This is a genomic window from Bordetella sp. 02P26C-1 (genome assembly GCF_009763255.1).
Lineage (GTDB): Bacteria > Pseudomonadota > Gammaproteobacteria > Burkholderiales > Burkholderiaceae_B > Bordetella_A.
In genome coordinates this window covers 265,257-283,654 of sequence record NZ_WSJB01000010.1, presented here as the reverse complement: position 1 = coordinate 283,654, position 18,398 = coordinate 265,257, and the positions used below count along the sequence as shown (strand labels likewise).

Annotated in this window: 17 protein-coding genes; 8 read left to right on the top strand and 9 right to left on the bottom strand. The window is 60.2% G+C overall.

Annotated elements, in window-relative coordinates:
* Window positions 1–773: SRPBCC family protein (locus GOQ28_RS06995; RefSeq protein WP_160355933.1), on the top strand; the 773-nt coding region annotated here is incomplete at its 5' end.
* An 11-nt stretch (window positions 774–784) separates the two neighbouring features.
* Entirely contained in the window at window positions 785–1,978 is a 1,194-nt protein-coding gene (locus GOQ28_RS06990; protein WP_160348868.1) for a zinc-dependent alcohol dehydrogenase, read from the top strand.
* Between the two features lie 85 nt (window positions 1,979–2,063).
* On the opposite strand, the gene GOQ28_RS06985 is transcribed toward GOQ28_RS06990, so the two are convergent.
* Window positions 2,064–2,270, bottom strand: coding sequence for a hypothetical protein (locus tag GOQ28_RS06985; protein WP_160348869.1), 207 nt, complete (start codon window positions 2,268–2,270; stop codon window positions 2,064–2,066).
* Window positions 2,271–2,491: 221 nt separating this feature from the next.
* On the opposite strand from GOQ28_RS06985, the gene GOQ28_RS06980 reads away from it, so the two are divergent.
* The 6 genes from GOQ28_RS06980 to metC all read left to right on the top strand — a co-directional run bounded on the left by GOQ28_RS06980 (window position 2,492) and on the right by metC (window position 9,772).
* A complete protein-coding gene (locus GOQ28_RS06980; protein WP_160348870.1) occupies window positions 2,492–2,878 on the top strand; it encodes a CesT family type III secretion system chaperone in 387 nt (128 codons plus the stop codon).
* A gap of 13 nt (window positions 2,879–2,891) precedes the next feature.
* Window positions 2,892–4,340: a type III secretion system effector BopA family protein gene (locus GOQ28_RS06975; RefSeq protein ID WP_160355932.1), complete on the top strand. Its 1,449-nt coding sequence runs from the start codon at window positions 2,892–2,894 to the stop codon at window positions 4,338–4,340.
* Between the two features lie 361 nt (window positions 4,341–4,701).
* Window positions 4,702–5,754: an ABC transporter ATP-binding protein gene (locus tag GOQ28_RS06970; protein WP_160355931.1), complete on the top strand. Its 1,053-nt coding sequence runs from the start codon at window positions 4,702–4,704 to the stop codon at window positions 5,752–5,754.
* 13 nt (window positions 5,755–5,767) lie between these two features.
* Window positions 5,768–7,474, top strand: a complete 1,707-nt coding sequence (locus GOQ28_RS06965; RefSeq protein ID WP_160348873.1) for an ABC transporter permease — start codon at window positions 5,768–5,770, stop codon at window positions 7,472–7,474.
* Between the two features lie 19 nt (window positions 7,475–7,493).
* Window positions 7,494–8,498 (top strand): extracellular solute-binding protein, encoded by a 1,005-nt coding sequence (locus GOQ28_RS06960; RefSeq protein WP_160348874.1) that lies wholly within the window; start codon window positions 7,494–7,496, stop codon window positions 8,496–8,498.
* Window positions 8,499–8,608: 110 nt separating this feature from the next.
* Window positions 8,609–9,772, top strand: a complete 1,164-nt coding sequence (gene metC, locus GOQ28_RS06955) for a cystathionine beta-lyase (protein ID WP_160355930.1) — start codon at window positions 8,609–8,611, stop codon at window positions 9,770–9,772.
* Window positions 9,773–9,823: 51 nt separating this feature from the next.
* Here the strand turns inward: metC and GOQ28_RS06950 are convergent, their stop codons facing one another.
* Genes GOQ28_RS06950 through GOQ28_RS06915 form a run of 8 tightly spaced genes read right to left on the bottom strand, consistent with a single transcriptional unit; the run spans window position 9,824 to window position 18,370 of the window.
* Window positions 9,824–10,495 (bottom strand): helix-turn-helix domain-containing protein, encoded by a 672-nt coding sequence (locus GOQ28_RS06950; protein ID WP_236844254.1) that lies wholly within the window; start codon window positions 10,493–10,495, stop codon window positions 9,824–9,826.
* 16 nt (window positions 10,496–10,511) lie between these two features.
* Window positions 10,512–11,432: an N-carbamoyl-D-amino-acid hydrolase gene (locus GOQ28_RS06945; protein WP_336603751.1), complete on the bottom strand. Its 921-nt coding sequence runs from the start codon at window positions 11,430–11,432 to the stop codon at window positions 10,512–10,514.
* A 20-nt stretch (window positions 11,433–11,452) separates the two neighbouring features.
* The gene (locus GOQ28_RS06940) at window positions 11,453–12,904 is read right to left on the bottom strand and encodes an N-acyl-D-amino-acid deacylase family protein (protein ID WP_160355929.1); all 1,452 of its coding nucleotides are present in this window, start codon (window positions 12,902–12,904) and stop codon (window positions 11,453–11,455) included.
* A 22-nt stretch (window positions 12,905–12,926) separates the two neighbouring features.
* Complete coding sequence (locus GOQ28_RS06935; RefSeq protein WP_160355928.1) at window positions 12,927–13,916, bottom strand: ABC transporter ATP-binding protein; 990 nt, start codon at window positions 13,914–13,916, stop codon at window positions 12,927–12,929.
* A gap of 33 nt (window positions 13,917–13,949) precedes the next feature.
* The gene (locus tag GOQ28_RS06930) at window positions 13,950–14,927 is read right to left on the bottom strand and encodes an ABC transporter ATP-binding protein (RefSeq protein WP_160355927.1); all 978 of its coding nucleotides are present in this window, start codon (window positions 14,925–14,927) and stop codon (window positions 13,950–13,952) included.
* A gap of 13 nt (window positions 14,928–14,940) precedes the next feature.
* Window positions 14,941–15,807, bottom strand: a complete 867-nt coding sequence (locus GOQ28_RS06925; protein WP_160355926.1) for an ABC transporter permease — start codon at window positions 15,805–15,807, stop codon at window positions 14,941–14,943.
* 5 nt (window positions 15,808–15,812) lie between these two features.
* A complete protein-coding gene (locus GOQ28_RS06920) occupies window positions 15,813–16,748 on the bottom strand; it encodes an ABC transporter permease (RefSeq protein ID WP_160355925.1) in 936 nt (311 codons plus the stop codon).
* A gap of 41 nt (window positions 16,749–16,789) precedes the next feature.
* Complete coding sequence (locus GOQ28_RS06915; RefSeq protein ID WP_160355924.1) at window positions 16,790–18,370, bottom strand: ABC transporter substrate-binding protein; 1,581 nt, start codon at window positions 18,368–18,370, stop codon at window positions 16,790–16,792.
* Between the last annotated feature and the right edge of the window lie 28 nt (window positions 18,371–18,398).

Here is an 18,398-nt window from a genome sequence, read left to right as displayed (position 1 = left end):
CCTTCGACCCCACCGCCCCCACCTCCAGACGGACCGCGCGGGAGGCACCTGATACCGCTCCACCCTTCGCCAAGCGCGACCGCAGCGCCAAGCTCGCCGCGCCCGAGCGCGTGGCCTCGGGGGCGGCGGGTGCGCTGCTTCTCGCCTGGGGCGCCGGCCGAGACGGCCTGCTAGCCAAGCTCGCCCTGTTGGGAGGAGCCGGGCTGCTGGCGCGCGCCGGCACCGGCCGGTGTGCGTTGAAATGCGCCCTGCAACCCAAGCCCTACGAGCGCGAGGTCGCCGAAGAACGCAACTGGCCGATCGCCACGGTCGTCAACTACGCCGTCACCATCAATCGTCCACGCGAAGAGATCTATCGGTTTTGGCGCGACTTCGCGAACCTGCCGCGATTCATGCAGCACGTAGAACAGGTAGAAACCATCACGCCCCAACGTTCGCGCTGGACGGTGAAAGCGCCCCTGGGCCGCAGTGTTCAGTGGATCTCCTATGTCATGGAGGATGTGGAGAACGAACGCATTGCGTGGGAAGCCGAAGCCCAGGCCGACATCCCCAACGCCGGCTGGGTCGAATTCCGCGACGCGCCGGGCGGTCGTGGCACCGAAGTCCGCGCGCAGATCAGCTACCAGCCACCGTACGGCCATGCCGGCCGGCTGGTCAGCCAATTGAAAACCGCCGAGACCCCGAACAATCAACTGGCCGACGACCTGCGCCGGCTGAAACAGGTTTTGGAAACTGGCGACGCCACGACCTCCCAGACCCGTACTCAAGCATAAGGAGCAGAACTATGCGCGCACTCTGCTGGCAAGGCACGAATCAACTTAGCATCGAACGCATCCCTGATCCGGAAATTGTGAATCCGCACGACATCCTCGTGCGGGTGACGATGTCGTCAGTCTGCGGGTCAGACTTGCATTTGATTGGTGGATATGTGCCCGCCCTGAAACCCGGCGACGTGCTGGGGCATGAATTCATCGGCGAAATCGTCGATGTAGGCAAAAACGTAAGCACGCTGCAAAAAGGCGATCGCGTGGTGGTTGTCTCGATTCTGGCTTGCGGGTCCTGCGAACACTGCTTGAGGAAAGCCTTCTCGTGCTGCGATAACACCAATCCAAAACCACAACTGACCGAGCTCGCGTACGGTCAGGCGTGCGCCGGGATTATTGGATATAGCCATGCGTTTGGCGGCTACGCAGGCAGTCATGCGGAATATATTCGCGTGCCGTTTGGCGAGACCAACGCCTTCAAAATACCCGAGGGCGTGCGCGACGATCAGGCGCTGTTTGTTTCCGACGCCGTGCCCACGGGCTATATGGGCGCGGATCTGGCGGACGTGCAGCCGGGGGATGTGGTCGCGGTCTGGGGATGCGGCGGCGTCGGGCAGATGGCCATATGCTCGGCCTATCTACGTGGCGCGGAACGCGTCATCGCCATCGACAAGGTGCCCGAACGACTGCGCCTGGCCGCACTGCACGGGCACGCGGAGGTGTTGAATTTTGAAGAGGTCGATGTACACGAAGCCCTGCAAGACATGACGGGCGGCCGGGGGCCGGACCGCTGTATCGACTGCGTCGGCATGGAGGCAGACGGCACCGGCATCGAGTACTGGTACGACTACATGAAGCAGCAAACCTTCATGCATACCGACCGCGGTGTCGCATTGCGTCAGGCGATCCGTGCGTGCCGTAAAGGCGGCGTGGTCTCGGTCATGGGTGTCTATGGAGGCCTGATGGACAAATTCCCGATGGGCGCCATCGTGAATAAGGCTTTGACGGTGCGCTCGGGCCAGCAACACGGCCAGCGCTATGTGAAGGAACTGTTTGATCTGATCCAAATCGGAAAGTTGGATCCGTCCTATTTATTGACGCATCCCATGTCGCTGGACGAGGGCCCAAAGGGCTACGAGCTGTTCAAAAGCAAACAGGATAACTGCCTGCGCGCGGTGTTCATGCCCGAGGCTTCGGCGCCGATGGTCGCCTGATACAACAAGAAGCCTGCCCTATCGCTAGATTGGGCAGGCAGCAGAAAAAGCGTAGAGTGGATTTGTAGTTGGCGACTCGCGGCGATTAGCGGCTCCCACCGGTATTGGGATAGCGCGGGCCTGCGGAGTTGCTGTTGTTGGTGTCCATGCTGGCCGGAGGTGGCGCAGCGGTAGTGTTCTGCATTTGCGAGCGATCGTAGTCGCTGCGCTGATCGTAATTGCCGTGATGCGTGCAGCCTGCCAGCACCATGCCGGCAGCGATGATAGGTAACGCAAGAATACGTGGTGTCATGACAACCTCCTTTAGTAAGGGAAAGGTGTCATCCCATGCAGCATTTTGCGTGCCTAAAGTAGGCTCGCATTACGAGCTGTGGTTGAGTGCCCGCCTGGGCACATCTCCAAAAATGGGACTAAAGGACATGCGCCAGCGGCCGACCTATGGGAACCGCTGCACCGCACCCGTTACCAAGCTTAGGCAGTCATTGACCATTCAACACCACGCTGAGAGACACCATGCATCCGCAAACACACGTGTTAGCCGAACTAGGAGAACGCCTCGGTGTACCGCTGTCCTTTGGCGAAAGCGGCCAATGCTGCATCGTGCTTGACCAGGAACTATACGTTGCCATTGAGACGCTCGCCTCTGGTTGGCTCTTCACGGGCCTGCTCGGGCAGGGCGTGGACAACCGCGGAAGCGCATTCTTGCAAGACGTGCTTTCGCGCAACCTGAAGCTTACGCAGCAATACGGAGGAACGATCGCATGCGAACCGCAGTCGGGTGCACTCCTATACGTCAGCAAGCTGCCCCTGTCACAACTTGATGGCGAAAAGGCCTACGAATTTCTCGAGCAATTCGTGGATCAGCTGGAAAGCTTGAGTCACCAACTTCAGTTGCACTAACTCTCGCGCACCGTTGACATCCAATCCGGCGCTAAACCAACATCCCACCAACATCGAAATGAACACAATTCCCCTCACGACGTTCGCCGACCTCCAGACGCTGGAGAACTATCTGGCGGCCACCCCAGACACCGATAACGAAGTCTGTCCTACGGTTGCCGCCGGAACGTTCAAAGGCTATGTGCTCGCCGCCCTGAGCCACATTCCTATTTTTCGAGACCTGCCAGCGGTGGTCGACTACTGCAATCAACTCCAGAGCGCAGAGGAATCAGCATTGATCGAAAATGCCCAGGCATTGGGTGTCTTCATGCACGCACTCGCGGCTAAATATGGCGACAGAGCGACCGAGCGTGCGCTGATGATCAATGACGTGAGCTACGACGGCCATACGCCCTTGAATGCTCGCGTCGTGTCGCGCGTGATCGAAACGGCGGAAAAACTCACAGTCGTCAGGAACGATTCGCAACCTATCGGTTTTGAAAATAAGGGCCTGACCTGTTATGCCAACTCTGCGTTGAAAATGTTGATCGCCGCGATGGGCGAAGACGTCCTCGTCGACCATCTTAATAACCTGGTCCACACGTGCGAGGATCCGCGGAAACAGGATGCCGCGAAAAAATTCCTGATTCTGCTGGACGCCTACGCGGCCGGTGGAACCACGGCGGGCAGCGAATTGCGGGCATTCTTCCAAAGCCTGCAAAAGACGCGCCAGTTCAAGAGCGATTTCCAGATTCTCCGGAAACAAAACGATGCCCACGAATTCATGCAAAAGCTGCTCGAGGCCATGGATCTTCATAAGGCAGCTGGCTTTGGCTTAGGGCTGCAAGCAACCAAGACCTTCAACGGCGAGACGCGCCCAGGCAGTACCCAGTCGCCATTTATGCAGACGATCAACATCGGTAGCGATGACCTCGCCACGATGCAAGGCATCATGGATCGATTGTGTGCGGATGAACTGCGCGAATGTCACTGGAATGATGAGGATACCTTTGATAGCAAAGTCAATTTCTCGGCTCAGTGGACCACTCCGGATTTGACGGCGGTGAAGCGGCTTACCATCGACATCAATCCAGTCGTCTGGGATCGAAACAGTGGTGAGACGACCAAGACCATCTTGAAGGACGCCAAGTTCGGCTCCAACGTTTTCATCGTGATTCACGATGAAAAGACCAAAGAGAAGTATCAAGTGGAGCTAGAGCCACGAGAAATCGTGGTCCAGGACGGCGGAGTGAATTCCGGGCACTACACCGCCTACACGAACAATGGGTTCGGGACTTGGTTGTACCACGATGATGCCGACGTGAAAGAGGTCAAAGGCATCGCCCCTGGTCACCAAGCTAAGCTGATCAGCTACGCCGTGAAAAGTGCGGAGAAATGGACTGGCGAGTGGACCGGCAAAGCAGCGTCGGTCATGGGCGAGCCACTCACGGCTTCCAGCATGCACCGTTCGGCCCGCGGCTAATCGGCTGAACGCCGCCTGCGGCTTTTGAGTCGCGGCAAGGTCTGAGCTTCGCGCCTCCGGCGCCATCTGCAAGTCAGATGGCGCCTTTTCGCATTTGGCCGTATGAGTCACCCGTCTGCTGGGCATAGCAAGGGGGGCGCCCATATCTACATTCGCTCGGCCACTAGGACCAACTGTCCCGCTATCCAGAATTCTCAGCCTGTTACGCGCTTTAGCCCCACGCCGATACCGTCTAAAATGCGTGCTCGATACTTTTTGTAACCGCGCCTCCCGGCAGGTTTGCCCCCTAGGCTGAGGGCCAAGCATTTCGCAACATCGGGTTATGCTTTGTCTTGGCTCTTTGTATGCAGCACTGAACTCAATGGCAAGAATCACTATAGAGAACGTCACCAAGCGCTATGGCGACGTGACCATCATCGACAAACTCTCCCTCACGATCGAGCACGGAGAGTTTTTTACGTTATTGGGCCCCAGTGGCTGTGGCAAGACGACGCTCTTGCGGATGATCGCGGGTTTCATCATCCCGGATGGCGGACGCTTGCTGCTGGATGACGAGGACATCACCCGCATGCCGCCTCACAAGCGCGAAACCGGCATGGTGTTCCAGGACTACGCGCTGTTCCCCGATAAAACGGTGTTCGACAACGTGGCCTATGGTTTGCGCGTGCGCAAATTCTCCGCGCAGCAGATCAAGCAAAAAGTCGGCGATATGCTCGAGCGTGTCGGCCTGGGTCATTTGCCGGCGCGTTATCCGGGCGAACTGTCCGGCGGCCAGCGTCAGCGCGTGGCATTGGCTCGCGCTTTGGTCATCGAGCCCCGCGTGCTGCTGATGGACGAGCCCCTGTCGAATCTGGATGCCAAGTTGCGCATCCAGATGCGCGACGTCATCCGCCAGCTGCAACAGGAATCGCGCATCACCGCGATTTTCGTGACGCACGACCAGGAAGAAGCCCTGTCCATGTCCGACCGCATCGCGTTGCTGCGCCAAGGCAGGATCGATCAGCTCGATACGCCCGAGGGTCTGTACGCCCGGCCCGTGACGTCCTACGCCGCAGACTTTATCGGCGCGGCCAATCTGATCAAGGTCCAGGCACAACAGCCGCAGGGCAGCGACGTACTGGTGGACATCCCCGGGGGCCGCATTTCGGTGCCTGGGCCCACGCCGGGTCCGGACACGATGCTCGCCGCGCGACCGGAACATGTCGAGATGCATGCCGAGAGCGGCGCCGGCGGACGCGTGCCGGCCGAGGTCATTTTCCGCCGGTATCTGGGTTTCAAAGCCACCTACGCCCTGCGTCTGGCCGATGGCACGACGCTGAATGTCGATGTTCCTTCGGCTCTGGACCCCGCCTACGCGCCGGGCACCCGGGTTCATCTCAGCTTCAGCCAGGCTTGCCGGCTGGTGACGGCGTGAGGGAGCAAGCGTCATGAGTTCGCATGTTCAACCCGCCGCGCCCGGCCCTTTCGGCCGGCTGAGCGAGTTTTTTGCTTCGTCGCGCTCGCCCTGGCTGTGGCCCGCGCTGTTTTGTCTGGTCGTGCTGGTGGCGCTGGTGGTCTGGCCCCTGGTCGCCCTGTTCCACCATAGCGCCCTGGACCCGCAAACCGGCCAGCTCAGCTTGGACGGATTCCGGCAGTTTTTCGACAACCCGCGCTATACCACCGCGTTTTTCAACACCATCATCCTGGGTGTGGCCTCGACCACCGGCGCGATGATGCTGGGCGCGCCGCTGGCCTATGTGGTGGCGCGCTACGACTTCCCCGGTAAAACGCTGGTGGCGCTATTGCCCCTGGCCACCATCATCCTGCCCGATATCGTGGTGTCGCAGGCTTGGCTGATGCTGCTGGGCAATAACGGCATCGTGCGTCATTTCCTCGAAGGCGTAGGCATCGATCTGCCGTCCTTCTACGGCTGGTTCGGGATGGTGTTCACGCTGATCCTGAACGACTATACCTACGTCTACATTGGCATGCTCGCCGCGCTCAAGGCCATCGACGGCTCCATCGAGGAGGCGGCGGTCAACCTGGGCGCGAGCAATTTCCGCCGGGCCATGACCGTGACGCTGCCCGTGCTGGCGCCGGCGCTGCTGGTCAACGCGATGATTGTCTTTACGCTCGCGGTGGACAATTTCTCGATCCCGATGATTCTCGGTGGGCGCGTCGATGTGCTGTCTTCGCTGACCTATACGACGTTCCTGTCGGAAATGGGCGGCAGCCCCGTGATGCAAAGCGTGCTGGCCGTGGTGTCGGTCGTGCTGGTGGGCTGCGTGCTGTTCCTGCAAAAACGCGTGGTGGAACGCAAGACCTACCAGATGTACCAGGGCCGCGCTCCCAAGGCGGTGCGGGCACGCGGCGTGGCGGCGATATTCCTGGCGGGGTCGGCGGTGCTGTTCGTGGCGATCTCCATGATCCCGGCGGTCATCGTGGTCGTCGGTGCGTTCACCAAGGCACGCGGGCCGGTGATGCGTTACGGCACCTGGACGCTGGAGAACATGGAACGGGCCCTGCGTAACGCGCCCGAGCCCATTATCAATTCGCTCATGCTGGCTAGCGTCGCCGCCATCGTCGGCACCTGCTTTGCGACGGTTGCCAGCTATCTGATCGTGAAAAAGCGCCTGTGGGCCGTCTCGATCCTGGATTATGTCGTGATGCTGCCATTGGCGATTTCCGGCACCGTGCTGGGTATCGCGCTGATCCAGACGTACAACAGCGGCATGATTGTGCTGACCGGCACCTGGGTCATCATGGCGGCCGCGCTGTTCGTGCGCAAGGTACCATTCTCGATCCGATCGGCCTCGGCTTCGCTCTATAGCATTCCCGATTCGATCGAAGAGGCCTCGATCAACCTGGGCGTGTCGCCGATCAAGAGCTTTTTCAAGGTCGTGTTGCCCGTGATGAAGCCGGCGATTCTGGGCGCGGCCATCCTGATGTGGGTGACCTCGCTGGCCGAGATTTCGGCCACGATTGTGTTGTACTACGGCGGCATGGAGACCATGCCGATTCAGATGTTCCGTCAAATCGACGCCGGCTATCTGGCGCGTGCTTCGGCATATGGCGTCATACTGATGGTTGTCATCATTGTGCCGATCTATTTGGCGGTTCGTTTCCTCAAGCTAGACCTCTTCTCAAATCGTTAGCCCTAACCGAGAACGCTCTATGTTCAGTCACTTCAAACTCAAGACGCAACTGGCCGCCATCGTGGGCGGCGCCTCGCTGGTCATGGGCGCTGCGGCGCAGGCCGAAGAAGCCGTCGTGTACACCTCGAACAACGTCCAAGTGATCGACACGGCCGTGGATATTGGCAAGGAAAAGGCCCCGAATCTGTCGATTCAAAAGGTCACCTCGGGCACTGGCGCGCTGATGAAGCGCATCGAGGCCGAGGCCGGCAAGCCGCTGGGCGACGTGGTGTGGGGCGCGGGCTTCGGCACGATGGCGGCGTTCAAGCAGAACTTCCAGCCCTATAACTCGCCGCAGCTCAAAGAGCTGGACGCGCGCTTTATCGGCCCGGACAATCTCTGGGCGGGCAGCAACGTGCACGTCATGATGATCATGGTCAACGAAAAGCACCTGAAGGATCTGCCGGCGCCCAAGCGTTGGTCGGACCTGTTTGACCCGAAGTGGAAGGGCAAGGTCATCATCGGTGACCCGACGTCCTCGGGTAGCGCCTACGATCAGGTGTACGGTCTGTACCAGCTGTATGGCCAGGAAGGCTTTGACAAGCTGCTCGCTAATGTCGATATCTCCAAGAGCTCGGCCCAGGTCTACAAGAGCGTGGCCAACGGCGAATACGCCGCCGGCATCACAATGGAATATGCGGCCTATGCGTACGTGGCGGGTGGTCAGAAAGAAATCCGCCTGATCTACCCCGAGGAAGGCTCGTTCGCCGCACCGGAAGCCGTCGCGGTCATCAAAAACCCGAAGAACGGTGCCAAAGTGGCCGAGCAGCTGTATGACTTGCTGCTGTCCAAGGAAGTTCAGGAAGCCGAACTGACCGAAAACTTCCGCCGTCCCAGCCGTTCGGATATCGATGTCGCGGCGCTGACTGATCTGCCTAACCTGAAAGACATCAAGATCGAAGCCACCGATCCGCTGAAGGCCGCCGCCGATTACGACAAGATCATCGGCGCCTGGAAGCAGGCGATGGAAAAAGCCGGTAAATAATCTGAGTCGCTAGCGCTGCCTTCAATCGGCAGCGCACAGCCGGCGCGTCAGCACGTCGCGGCGCGTCGGCGTATCGCCCATACGGGGCCTTTCCGGTTGGACACATGCCCATGACCCAATCCAAGCATGACGACCCCAATCCGGGGCGCGCGTTCGCCAGTCTCTCGCCGCCAGTGTGGCGCGGCTCGACCGTGGTGTTCGATTCCATTCGCGATTTCTGCGCGCGAGCGGCCCGTTCGCCGGATGGATTCAGCTATGGCATCACCGGCACGCCGACCGCGCGTCTGCTGGAAGACCGCATCGCCGCGCTGGAAAACGGCAAACGTTGCGTGATTGCCCCCTCGGGCGCGGCAGCGCTGATGATGGTGGTGATGTCCTACGTGCGCGCGGGCGACCACTTGCTGCTCTCGGCGGCCAGCTACAGCTCGCTTGCCTCGCTGGCCGACAAATGGCTCGCGAATCTGGGTGTCGAGGTCGAATACTATCCGCCGCGTATCGGCGCGGAGATCGAGGAACGGATACGCCCCAACACGCGCATGATCTGCCTGGAGTCACCCGGCAGTATCACCATGGAAATGAGCGATGTGCCCGCGATCGCAGAAGTCGCGCGACGGCACGGCGTGCTGACCATGATCGACAATACCTGGGCTAGTCCGCTGGGGTTTCGGCCACTGGATCATGGCGTGGATTTCAGCGTCGAGGCCGCCACCAAGTTTTTCAGCGGGCATTCCGACGTCATGATGGGCAGCGTCGCGATGCAAAGCGAGGAACACTACGCGGTGCTACGCGATGCACAGGGAACCTTGGGATTGCAAGTCAGCCCCGAAGACTGCTTTCTGGTGTTGCGCGGACTAGAGACATTGGCCGTTCGAGTGCGAGCGCAAGGCGAAGCGACGTATCGCTTGGCAAGCTGGCTGGAAAGCCAACCCCTCGTGGACCGTGTCTGGTACCCGCCCCTGGCCAGCGATCCCGGTCATGCGTGGTGGAAACGGGATTACCGCAGCAAGGGCTGTCTGTTCTCGCTGCAATTGGCGCCCGCGCCGCAAGAGGCGTTTGAGGCGTTCTTTGATGCGCTCCGGCACTTTTCCATTGGAGCGAGTTGGGGCGGCGTCCATAGCCTGGCGGCGTATTATCCGGCCGAGATGCAACGCATTCGGCGCTATAGCGCGACGGATCGTCCCTTGATTCGTCTGGCCATCGGATTGGAAGAGCCGGACGCGCTGCAAGCGGATCTGGCGGCGGCTCTGGGCGCGTTTGCCGAACGTCGCGCGTAATGCGCTCGCAGACCGCATCGCGGCCTGAGTTGCACTACGACCGCGGCAACATTAGATCGACCGGGCTTTCCTCCGGCGGGCCACCGGCGTGCGCTGTCCCACGTCCACGCCGCGCTCTGGCACATCCGTGCACACCGCCAGGACGCGCGCCGGCGTTTTGCTCGTCGACAGATAGACGTGCCCCACCGAGCTGTCGAAATACGCGGCTTCGTCACGCTTGAGCCGGATTTCTTCGCCATTCTCGAACACCAGTCGGATCGCGCCGGACAACACATAGGCGAACTCCTGTCCGGGATGGCGGATATATTCGGAGAACTCGTCCACGCTGCGCGAGAACACCGTCGCCACGATGGGCGTCATGACCTTGCCCGAGATCTCGCTGAAGAAAAACTGATGCCGGTAGGTCGCGGTCTGATAGTCATGCTGGTCCTGCATGCTGGCCTTGATGACCTTGCCGTTGAGGCGATTGGATGGCTGCTCGCCGTCCGGCTGCAGAAGCACGGACATATCGACGTCCAGCGCCAGGGCGATGGCGACGAACTTCTCATAACTCAGCGCCGTCTGTCCCAACTCTGCCTTCGATAGCGTTGACAGCGCGACCCCGGAGGCCTGCGACAGTTGTTTGAGGGTGAACCCCTTTTCTTTGCGGATGGCTCGCAGACGAGCTCCCATGGCCTCTTTAGAAAAACTTCGTTGTTTGTCCGCATCCCTGCTTGAGGCCATCCAGCGCTCCGTGTGTTTATAACGGCTGTCGGCTGGCGCCAACTCTTTCCACGATGGCCTGATAGTGCTCGGGCCTACGGTGCCGCTCAAAAGCGAACATGTTACCCCTGTAGCCATCGGCCAGCGTCATGTCGCAGACGTAGTTGATCACCTCGTCATCCTCGGACAGCGCCTGCACCGCGATCTCGCCCGTCGGCGCGACGATGCACGAACCGCCGATCATATGGATCCCCTCCTCCACGCCGGCTTTGGCGGCGGCGGCGATCCAGCAGGTGTTTTGATAGGCTGCGGCCTGCAGCGACAGATGATTGTGGTGTGCGGGCAGATGCTTGGGCTCACCCAGCCGGCCGTAGCCTGTGGGGGTGTTATACCCGACCATGACCAGGTCCACCGCTTGCAATCCCATCACCCGATACGTCTCGGGCCAGCGGCGGTCGTTGCAGATGCACATGCCGATGCGCACATCGCCCGCGTCGAACACCGGGAAGCCGAGATCGCCGACCTCGAAGTATTTCTTCTCCAGGTGTTGTATCGGGTAGCCGTCCTGCGACGTGGCATCGCCGGGGATGTGGATCTTGCGATACTTGCCGATGATGGCGCCAGCCCCATCGACCAGGATGCTGGTATTGAACTGGCGATCACCATCCAGCTCGGCATACCCCAGATAAAAGCCCACACCCAGCTCGCGCGCCAGGTCGAAGAGCGGCTGGGTTTCTTTACCCGGCATCTCGGTTTCGTAAAAACTGCGAATCTCGGCGGGGTCTTCCATGTCCCAGCGCGGAAAAAACGTCGTCAGTGCGAGCTCGGGAAAGGTCACCCACTTCGCGCCACGACTGGCGGCATCCTTGAGCAGTTCACACAAGCGCGCCACCGCCTGCCGGCGCGTATCGCTGCGTTGAATCGGGCCCATCTGGGCGACGGCAATATGCATCTTCATGTTGGAGTTCTCGCTATGGATCAGTCGCGCGACAACACGCGGCCGGGGAAATTGCCGGTGAATCGTTCCTTGGCATCCCAAACTTGGGTGCCGTTGACGTACACCTGATGAATCCCGCGCGAGTGCTCCATCGGCGTCTCGAAGGTCGCGGCATCCGCAACCGTGGCCGGGTCGAACACAACCAGATCCGCGAAAGCGTTTTCCTGAATAACGCCACGGTCCTTCAGGCCAAAGCGGCTGGCGGTCAGCCCGGTCATTTTCCACACCGCGGTTTCCAGTGGGAACAGACCCAGATCGCGGCTGTAGTGACCCAGCACGCGCGGGAACGTACCCCACAAGCGCGGATGCGGATGGGTGTCGTGCGGCAGACCGTCCGAGCCGATCATGGTGTCGGGGAAGGCCATGATGCGCTGGACATCGTCCTCGTCCATCATGAAGTAGATGGCGCCCGCGGGCATCAGTTCGTCCACGACATCCCAGCGATCCTTGCCACGTTCCTTGGCGATCTCGTCCAGATCCCGGCCCGTGTATTCCGGGAACGGCTTGCACCACGTGATGATCGTCTTGGCCGACAGCAGTGCACGATCTTTCTTCAGGATGGTCGAGCCCGCGATATAGGGATAGGCATCCAGCGAGATTTCCTGACCCTTCATCGCTTCGGAGATAATAGCCAGCGTCTCGTTGGAGCGACCGAAATTCTGCTTGCCCATCAACTTGTGGTGCGAGATCACCACGGGCACATCGAGTTCCTTACCGATGCGGAAGGTCTCGTTCAATGCCTCGACGATGTGGTCGCCCTCATCGCGCATGTGCGTGGCATAGATACCGTTGTGCTGCGAAAGTGGACGGCAGACTTCAATGATTTCCTCCGTCGTTGCGTTAGCGGCCGGCGGATAAAACGTGCCAGTGGAAATCCCGATCGCGCCGGCCTCCATGCCTTCCTGCGCCAGGCGCTGCATGCGTTCGATTTCATCGGGCGTCGCATTGCGATCCAGGTTCGGCATGATCGCCGCACGCAGGGTCGAATGCCCCAGCATGCAAGCCGCGTTGACGGCCGGCGGCGTCTCACGCAATGCGTTGAGATAGCCCGCGAATGTCGAGAACACGTAACTGCCACCCAAGTCCAGCAGGTCCAAAGGCGGCGGCGGGCTGTCGTGCAGCAAGGGCGCCAGACTGATGCCGCAATTGCCCGTGACCACCGTCGTCACCCCTTGCGAGATTTTCGGCTCCATGGCGGGTTTACGCAGCAACAAGTTATCGTCGTGCGTATGCGAGTCGATAAAGCCGGGCGATACCGCCAGACCCGACACATCTACGCGACGCGTCGCATTAGCCTGACTCAGATCGCCAATGGCGGCAACACGGTCGCCGCGCACGCCGATATCGGCCAAGAATGGCTTGGCGTTGGTACCGTCGACCACCAGGCCGCCAGACAGAATCAGGTCAAAGGAATCATTGGTCGGGTTGCTCATACCCTGCTCCACGGAAAATGAATTAGGCAAAATGACAGGCCACCACGTGGCTATCGCTGAATCGCTTGGCCTCTGGCAAACGTTCGGCGCATAAAGGCTGTGCGTTGGGACAACGTGTACGGAAAGCGCAACCCGAGGGAGGCGACAAGGGGCTGGGGATTTCGCCCGTCAGTCGCAGCGCCTTTGCCTCACCCTGGCTGGCCTCGGAAAAGCGCGGAACCGCCGCCATGAGCGCGCGCGTATAGGGATGCCGCGGGGTATTGAATATCTCGTCGCGCGTGCCGGTTTCCACCACGCGACCCAGGTACATCACTGCCACCGAATGACTCAGATGACGCACCACGCTCAGATCGTGCGAGATAAACAGGTAAGTCAGGTGCAGGGATTTCTGCAGATCCACCAGCAGATTGATGACCTGCGCCTGCACCGACACGTCCAGGGCCGATACGGGTTCGTCACAGACGATGAATTCAGGCTCCAGCGCCAGGGCGCGCGCGATCACCAGACGCTGCCGTTGGCCGCCCGAGAACTGGTGCGGATACTTATCCAACGATTCCGGCTTCAGGCTGACCAGACGCAATAACTCATCCAGACGCGCGGAGACCTTGGCGGCTGGCACGTTGAAGTTGTGCAAGGGTTCGGCCAATACCGATCGCACTCGCATGCGCGGGTTCATCGAGGAATACGGATCCTGAAAGATGAACTGGATCTTCTTGCGCAGCTCGCGCAACTCTCCGTGGGCGAGTTTGCCGATGTCTTGCCCCTCGAACATCACCCGGCCGTCCGACGGTTCGAGCAGGCGCGCAATGCATCGACCAAGCGTCGACTTACCGCAGCCGGACTCCCCGACGATACTGAAGGTCTCGCCCTTTTTGACGGTGAACGACACATCGTTGACCGCATTGAGCACAGCATTCTTACCACCGCTCTTGACCGTGAAACGCTTGCTCAGTCCGATGACTTCCATCTGCACGTCACCGGCATGTGCGGTGCGCGGAATTTCATTAGCCATATTCGCTACTCGCTATAGATTTCGTCGACGCGACTAAGCCGCTACCCTGCACCAGTAGGTATGGATACCGCCGTCTTGCAAGGCGACGGGCGGCGTCGTCTGGCAAGCGTCGATCGCATGCGAACAGCGCGACGCAAACGCACAGCCGCGCGCCTGGGGAGTGATGGTGGGCACGATGCCCGGCAACTCCGCCAACCGGGTCTGGCTGGCATCCGCATCGGCAAAGGCTGGCAGCGATCGGATCAGTGCCTGGGTGTACGGATGCCTGGACCGGTACAACACGTCGGACACCGAGCCTTCTTCGACCTTGGAGCCGGCATACATCACCATGACGCGGTCGCATGCCTCGGCCACCACGCCCAGGTCGTGTGTGATCAGCACGATGGCGGTACCGAGTTGCGCCTGAATGTCCTTGAGGATCTGCAGAATCTGCGCCTGAATCGTCACATCCAGCGCCGTGGTGGGTTCGTCGGCGATCAACAGGCGAGGCCGGCACGCCAGCGCGATGGCAATCATGACCCGCTGCCGCATGCCGCCCGACAACTCGAAGGGATAGTTCGACAAGCGCTTTTTCGGGTCGGAGACCTGCACCAGTTCCAACAGTCCCTGCGCGTCCACCAGGGCTTGTTTATAGGTCTTGCCCTGATGCCGTACGATCGACTCCGCGATCTGCCGGCCGACCGTGAATACCGGGTTCAAGGACGTCATCGGCTCCTGGAAAATCATCGACAGCTGATTGCCACGCACGGCACGCATTTGCCGCTCGGACAGCGCCAACAGGTTCTGATCCTCGAAATGAATCGCCCCGCTATGTATCTTGGCCGATTTCGCCAGCAGACGCATGATCGCCAGCGAGGTCACGCTCTTGCCGCAGCCTGACTCGCCCACGATGCCCAGCGTCTCGCCGCTGCGCACATGGAACGACAGGTTGTTGACGGCCACGACCGTGCGTTCGAGCCCCTCGAAATGCACGCTGAGATTCTCAACGCGCAGAATGTCTTGATTGCTCATCACGTCGCCCGCCTTAAATCTTCTTGGCCAGTTTGGGGTCCAGCATGTCGCGCAACCCGTCACCCAGCATATTGACCGCCAGCACCGTCATCGCCAGGAACAGGCCTGGGAACAGAATGATGTGAAAGGCAATCGACAGGAAATTGCGTCCGTCGGCCATGATGTTGCCCCAGCTCGGCGTCTGCGGCGGAATGCCCACACCCAGAAAACTCAACACGGCCTCGGTGATGATGGCCGAAGCGGCGATGAAGGTCGCCTGCACCATCAACGGCGCAAACAGGTTCGGCAGGATATGCATGACCAGGATCTTGTGCGTGCGCGTACCCAACGCATGCGCAGCCTCGACATAGGGCTGATTGCGAATCGACATGACGAGCGCGCGCACCAGCCGCACGACCCGTGGCACTTCCGGGATGATGATGGCCGCGATCACCGTGAGCAAACCGCCTTTGAATACCGCCATCAACGCGATAGCCAGCAGGATGTTCGGTATCGCCATCAAGCCATCCATGATCCGCATGATGATCATGTCCAGCTTGGAGAAATAGCCGGCCAGCATACCGATCACCACGCCCAACAAGACACTGAGCAAGGCGACCGCGATGCCGACCACCAGGGACACGCGCGCGCCCCAGACAACACGCGAGAAAATATCGCGGCCCAACGCATCGGTGCCAAAAATATGGGCGGCCGATGGCGGCTTCATCCGGGCTAACGGATTGATGTCCGTGGGACTATAAGGCGCGATCCACGGCGCGAAAATCGCCATCAAGGCCAATGCGACCAGGACCGCGATGCCGATATACATCGTGGGTTGTTGACGCAGCGCGAACGCGATGCGTTTGCGGCTGCTGATAGGATTGGGAGCAAGCACTTGCATGACGATCAGCGGTCCATTCTGGGATCAAAAATGCGATAGCTCAGATCGACCAGCAGGTTGATGAGCACATAGACAGCCGAAGAGATCAGCAAGACCCCCTGAATAACCGGGTAGTCGTGACGCAACACGGCATCCACCGTCAACCGCCCCAGACCCGGGATCGCGAAGACGGTCTCGGTCACCACCACCCCGCCGATCAACATGGCGATACCGACACCGATGGTCGTGACAATCGGATTGGCGGCGTTCTTCAACGCATGCCAGATGATGAGACGCGAATCCAGCCCCTTGGCGCGCGCGGTGCGGATGTAATCCTCGCCCAGCGCTTCCAGCATGGTGGCGCGGGTCATACGCGTGAGCAACGCCATATAGACCAGACCCAGCGACACACAGGGCAGAACCAGATGGCGCGCATACGTAGCCAGCCCGTCCGACATGGGCTTATAACCCTGCACGGGCAGCACGCCCAGCTTGACGGAAAACACATAGGCCAAGCCATAGCCGATCAAAAACACCGGAATGGAAAAGGCCACGACCGACCCCAACATGATCAATCGGTCTGTCAGCGACCCGGCTTTCCACGCGGCGATCACACCCAGCGGCACCGCGAGGAACACCGCCAGGAGGATCGTAAACAGCGCAATCGACAAGGTCGGTCCCATGCGCTGATGAATCAAGGTCAGTACCGGCATCTTTGTCGATGTCGATACGCCGAGATCGCCCCGCAGGACATTACCGCCCCAGTGCAGAAATTGCTCGACCAGCGGTTTGTCCAGCCCCATGGCGGCGCGGATTTTCTCCACGTCTTCCACGGTGGCGTTATCCCCTGCCAGCACCGCCGCCGGATCGCCCGGCGACATGTGGGCAAGAAAGAAGACAAACACCGCGACGATCACCATCACGGGGATAGTGGCGACCAGTCTTCGTATTAAGTACGGCAATTCAACACTCCTTGGGCAAGGTCCCGCCGGGCGGCCTCACACTACTTCTCGACGTTCCACATCACCGGAATACCGACCTTCATCAAGTCGGTGTTTTTCAGGCCGCGCGTGGCGATCACGGGCTTGAATTCGCCCCACATCACATAAGGCACCGATTCGTAGGCGCGTTCCTGGATCTTGGCGGCGAGTTCCTTGCTCTTGGCGGGGTCGCCTTCGGCAATCCATTGCGAGCGCAGCTTGTCGAGTTCTTCATCGCAGGGCCAGCCGGGCAAGCCGTTGCCGCAAGGCGCCGACAGCCACGGATTGGTCACCGGCGTACTGGCATCGAAGTAACCGCCATGCGTGAGGAAGATGTTCCATCCGCCGTTATCGGGCGCGTCTTTCTTCAACCGACGCGCGGCGACGGATGCCCAGTCCATGGCCTGCAGATCCACGTTAAAGCCGGCCTTTTGCAGCGCCTGGGCGAGCACGAGGTTGGCCGGGCCGTTGACGTTATCTGTCGGATACAAGATCACGACCTTTTCGTTCTTGTAGCCGGCTTCCTTGAGCAGTTGCTTGGCCTTTTCGAAATCCGGCTTCTTGTAAGGCGCGGCACCCGCATCGGTCGCGAAAGGCGAGCTGCAGGTATACATCGAACCGCAGTACTCGGTGCGATACTTGCCGCCATAACCGACTGCCGACACGAATGCCGCCTGATCGATCACGTGGTACATCGCCTGACGGGCTTTGGCGTTGTTGAACGGCGGGTGCAGGAAGTTCGGTACGACCATGCCTTGCGAAGCCAGCGACGGGATCAGGCTGACGTCGGAATTGCCCTCCAGCACAGGCAGGAAGTCCGGCGTCACGCTTTCAATCATATCGATCTCGCCGTTTTGCAACGCCGCGGCGGCGGTGTTGGCGTCGGGAATGTAGACCCACTCGACTCGGTCCACTTTCGCGACCTTGCCCCCGGCCAGGCCATCGGCAGGCTCGGCGCGCGGCTTGTAGTTGGGGTTCTTGACGTAGACGACCTTGTTGCCAGGCACCCATTCGTCTTTCTTGAAGAGGAACGGGCCCGAGCCCACCATTTCGGTGATCGGCACGTTGGGGTCGGTGTCGGCCAAGCGCTTGGGCATGATGAACAGCGGCATGCCCGAAGGTTTGGACAAGGCCGCCAACACCAGACCGAAATCGTTGTCCAGGGTGAGCTCGAACGTCTTGTCGTTGACCACATTGAACTTGGCGCCGGCCTTCATCATCAGACGGCCCAGCGTATCTTTCTTGGCCCAGCGCTCGATAGATGCTACGCAGTCAGCCGCGGTCACCGGTGCGCCGTCATTGAACTGCAGGCCGTCGCGCAACGTGAACGACCATTTTTTGCCGTCGTCGGATTTGGTCCAGGTATCGACCATCTGCGGGCGGATCTCGCCCTTGCTGTCCTGAGCGAACAAGGTGTCGAACACCATGTAGCCATGGTTACGCGTGATATAGACCGTGTTGAACGACGGATCCAGCGTCTTCAGATCGCCGTTGGGCGCCATGCGCACCGTCGTCGTGGCCCATGCGCTACCGCTGGCCAGCAATACGCCAGCCGCGGTCAGCGTCGCAGCCAGCGTTTTTAAGCCTGCGAATGTCCTCGTCATAACTGCTCTCCTGTGTTTATCGAGTTTT

Bases quoted from the DNA above. Each gene is read 5' to 3' on its own strand.
- GOQ28_RS06990 (WP_160348868.1), top strand. From the start codon at position 785: ATGCGCGCACTCTGCTGGCAAGGCACGAATCAACTTAGCATCGAACGC.
- GOQ28_RS06985 (WP_160348869.1), bottom strand. From the start codon at position 2,270: ATGACACCACGTATTCTTGCGTTACCTATCATCGCTGCCGGCATGGTG.
- GOQ28_RS06980 (WP_160348870.1), top strand. From the start codon at position 2,492: ATGCATCCGCAAACACACGTGTTAGCCGAACTAGGAGAACGCCTCGGT.
- GOQ28_RS06970 (WP_160355931.1), top strand. From the start codon at position 4,702: ATGGCAAGAATCACTATAGAGAACGTCACCAAGCGCTATGGCGACGTG.
- GOQ28_RS06965 (WP_160348873.1), top strand. From the start codon at position 5,768: ATGAGTTCGCATGTTCAACCCGCCGCGCCCGGCCCTTTCGGCCGGCTG.
- GOQ28_RS06960 (WP_160348874.1), top strand. From the start codon at position 7,494: ATGTTCAGTCACTTCAAACTCAAGACGCAACTGGCCGCCATCGTGGGC.
- metC (WP_160355930.1), top strand. From the start codon at position 8,609: ATGACCCAATCCAAGCATGACGACCCCAATCCGGGGCGCGCGTTCGCC.
- GOQ28_RS06950 (WP_236844254.1), bottom strand. From the start codon at position 10,495: ATGGCCTCAAGCAGGGATGCGGACAAACAACGAAGTTTTTCTAAAGAG.
- GOQ28_RS06945 (WP_336603751.1), bottom strand. From the start codon at position 11,432: ATGAAGATGCATATTGCCGTCGCCCAGATGGGCCCGATTCAACGCAGC.
- GOQ28_RS06940 (WP_160355929.1), bottom strand. From the start codon at position 12,904: ATGAGCAACCCGACCAATGATTCCTTTGACCTGATTCTGTCTGGCGGC.
- GOQ28_RS06935 (WP_160355928.1), bottom strand. From the start codon at position 13,916: ATGGCTAATGAAATTCCGCGCACCGCACATGCCGGTGACGTGCAGATG.
- GOQ28_RS06930 (WP_160355927.1), bottom strand. From the start codon at position 14,927: ATGAGCAATCAAGACATTCTGCGCGTTGAGAATCTCAGCGTGCATTTC.
- GOQ28_RS06925 (WP_160355926.1), bottom strand. From the start codon at position 15,807: ATGCAAGTGCTTGCTCCCAATCCTATCAGCAGCCGCAAACGCATCGCG.
- GOQ28_RS06915 (WP_160355924.1), bottom strand. From the start codon at position 18,370: ATGACGAGGACATTCGCAGGCTTAAAAACGCTGGCTGCGACGCTGACC.